The sequence below is a fragment of the Acinetobacter sp. KAM396 genome (assembly GCF_021602765.1).
Lineage (GTDB): Bacteria > Pseudomonadota > Gammaproteobacteria > Pseudomonadales > Moraxellaceae > Acinetobacter > Acinetobacter towneri_A.
Window position 1 is genome coordinate 1 of the sequence record NZ_BPPH01000071.1, and the last position, 3,017, is coordinate 3,017.

General features: G+C 50.3%; 3 protein-coding genes and 1 pseudogene. 3 read left to right on the forward strand and 1 reads right to left on the reverse strand.

Translation table 11 applies throughout. The features are described 5' to 3' along the window. The first annotated feature begins 63 nt into the window (after positions 1 to 63). The 3 genes and pseudogenes from L6C30_RS14400 (at position 64) to L6C30_RS14410 (ending at position 2,379) form a co-directional block, all read left to right on the forward strand. Positions 64 to 770 (forward strand): annotated as a pseudogene (locus L6C30_RS14400) (IS1 family transposase). Between the two features lie 193 nt (positions 771 to 963). Further along, the gene (gene aac(3)-IId, locus L6C30_RS14405) at positions 964 to 1,824 is read left to right on the forward strand and encodes an aminoglycoside N-acetyltransferase AAC(3)-IId (RefSeq protein ID WP_000557454.1); all 861 of its coding nucleotides are present in this window, start codon (positions 964 to 966) and stop codon (positions 1,822 to 1,824) included. A gap of 12 nt (positions 1,825 to 1,836) precedes the next feature. Beyond that, positions 1,837 to 2,379 carry an AAA family ATPase gene (locus L6C30_RS14410; protein WP_000587837.1) on the forward strand — a complete coding sequence of 181 codons (543 nt, stop codon included), beginning with the start codon at positions 1,837 to 1,839 and terminating at the stop codon, positions 2,377 to 2,379. Positions 2,380 to 2,786: 407 nt separating this feature from the next. Here L6C30_RS14410 and L6C30_RS14415 read toward each other — a convergent pair. Beyond that, the coding region (locus L6C30_RS14415) for a hypothetical protein (RefSeq protein ID WP_236163326.1) at positions 2,787 to 3,017 on the reverse strand (231 nt) is incomplete at its 5' end.

The following is a 3,017-nucleotide window of genomic DNA, read 5'->3' on the forward strand; positions in this document are numbered from 1 at the left end:
TTTGGTAGTGTTTCAAAAAGTATGCTGAAGAAAAAGCCGATTGGATTTTGATAAAATAGAGAAATGCAAATAACTCTAGCAATCAAATGTCCAACCTGCCTCAGTGATAGTATAAAGAAAAATGGTATCAAAGTAGATGGGAAACAAAACTATCAGTGCAAAGACTGTAAACGTCAGTTTATTGGTGATCATGCACTGAGCTATCTAGGATGTAAGTCAGGTATTACTCGTAAAATATTACAGTTGATGGTCAGAGGCAGCGGTATACGAGATATTGCTGAAGTTGAGCGCATCAGTATCGGTAAAGTTTTACGTACTTTAACTGAATCAACCTATGAAATTCAGCCTCAGCAAAGTCATTATGAATCTCTCGAAGTAGATGAGTTCTGGAATTTTGTTGGAAATAAAAAGAATAAACAATGGCTTATTTACGCCTATCATCGAGAAACAGGTGAAATTGTTGCTTATGTTTGGGGTAAACGAGATTTAGCTACAGTCTAACAATTGAAGACAAAGCTTAAACAATTAGATATTCACTACACCCGAATTGCAAGTGATCATTGGGACAGTTTCATCACTGCTTTTAAAAATGGTAAGCAAAGTATTGGTAAATTTTTTACTGTAGGTATTGAAGGCAATAATTGCAAAATAAGGCATAGAATTAGGCGTAGCTTCAGAAGAAGCTGTAATTTTTCAAAAAAGCTTGAAAACCATTTTAAAGCTTTTGATTTAGCCTTCTTTTCTTTTACATCAATAATGGCTTCATTTAAAGGCAGCATACTTTTTGAAGCACCACCAAAATTTTATGTTAAGTAGAGACTAAAAATGCCCTTGATTAAGGGCTTACAAGGGCATTTTGTATAAGGTGTATTATGTTAATTTTAGAATTTCTTCATCTCGATAGGTATAGTAGAGTGATATCTCGATAGGTATAGTGTTTTGCAGTTTAGAGGAGATATCGCGATGCATACGCGGAAGGCAATAACGGAGGCGCTTCAAAAACTCGGAGTCCAAACCGGTGACCTCTTGATGGTGCATGCCTCACTTAAAGCGATTGGTCCGGTCGAAGGAGGAGCGGAGACGGTCGTTGCCGCGTTACGCTCCGCGGTTGGGCCGACTGGCACTGTGATGGGATACGCGTCGTGGGACCGATCACCCTACGAGGAGACTCTGAATGGCGCTCGGCTGGATGACGAAGCCCGCCGTACCTGGCTGCCGTTCGATCCCGCAACAGCCGGGACTTACCGTGGGTTCGGCCTGCTGAATCAATTTCTGGTTCAAGCCCCCGGCGCGCGGCGCAGCGCGCACCCCGATGCATCGATGGTCGCGGTTGGTCCGCTGGCTGAAACGCTGACGGAGCCTCACGAACTCGGTCACGCCTTGGGGGAAGGATCGCCCGTCGAGCGGTTCGTTCGCCTTGGCGGGAAGGCCCTGCTGTTGGGTGCGCCGCTAAACTCCGTTACCGCATTGCACTACGCCGAGGCGGTTGCCGATATCCCCAACAAACGGTGGGTGACGTATGAGATGCCGATGCTTGGAAGAGACGGTGAAGTCGCCTGGAAAACGGCATCGGATTACGATTCAAACGGCATTCTCGATTGCTTTGCTATCGAAGGAAAGCCGGATGCGGTTGAAACTATAGCAAATGCTTACGTGAAGCTCGGTCGCCATCGAGAAGGTGTCGTGGGCTTTGCTCAGTGCTACCTGTTCGACGCGCAGGACATCGTGACGTTCGGCGTCACCTATCTTGAGAAGCATTTCGGAACCACTCCGATCGTGCCTCCGCACGAGGCCGTCGAGCGCTCTTGCGAGCCTTCAGGTTAGAGGCCGTCGACAATGATAATCTGGATCAACGGACCTTTCGGCGCCGGAAAGACGACGCTCGCTAAGCGGCTGCGCGATCGGCGTTCCAAATCGCTGATCTTTGACCCCGAGGAAATCGGGTTCGTGGTGAAAGAAACGGTCCCCATGCCAGCGAGCGGAGACTATCAGGATCTCCCCTTGTGGAGGGGACTTACGATCGCGGCGGTCAGGGAGATTCGAAGGAATTACTCGCAGGACATCATCATCCCAATGACGCTCGTGCACCCGGACTATCTGACTGAGATACTCGACGGGGTAAGGCGGATCGACGATCAGCTGCTGCACATCTTTCTGACGCTCAACGAGGACCTATTGCGTCACCGGATCGCGAACCAGACCATGCATCCTGACCCGAATCGAAATGCGGAGATTCGAGAGTGGCGATTAGCGAATGTCGCCCGATGCTTGGCCGCAAGGGAACGGCTTCCATGCACAACCCGTGTTCTCGATAGTGGTGCACACACCAGCGATGAACTCGCAGCGATGGTGCTCGACGGAATCGATGGGCGCACCTGATCGCCTTCGACGCCTGCGCAAAGCGTAGCGCGAGGGTGGCGGGCTCACGACCAAACGCCCAGAGGTCGATCATCGCAGGGATGTTTGGCTTTGTGGTGCGGACGACGGGACTCGAACCCGTACTCTCACAGAGAAGCAGATTTTCGTACCACCTCGACTTTCGCCGCCGTCTGATGACGTTCGTGGTCTGGACTGTCCCTTCGCCATTGCCCGAAGGCTTTAGGCGCCGCCCGTCCAGTCTCTACACCTTCCCCCGAAGGGGCTTGGCTCGGGATTGGCTTAGGGTATTGCCCGTTAGCGTTCCCCGACTTTGAGCGGTTCTACTCCGCGGATTTCCCCGCGGGCACTCCAATTTTAAAGTCTGCTGCGTCTACCGATTTCGCCACGTCCGCCTTTTTTCGCCGTTCCTAGCGCTCGTGCGATGCACCTATGTTGCACCTAGCGCCGAATCGTTCTTCGTCATCCTGAAAAACCACGTCTCCTAAAGCCTTGCATAGCTTATCTTTTCTCCACCACGAACTTTTTTGGGCACTGTTGCAAATAGTCGGTGGTGATAAACTTATCATCCCCTTTTGCTGATGGAGCTGCACATGAACCCATTCAAAGGCCGGCATTTTCAGCGTGACATCATTCTGTGG

Bases quoted from the DNA above. Each gene is read 5' to 3' on its own strand.
- L6C30_RS14410 (WP_000587837.1), top strand. From the start codon at position 1,837: ATGATAATCTGGATCAACGGACCTTTCGGCGCCGGAAAGACGACGCTC.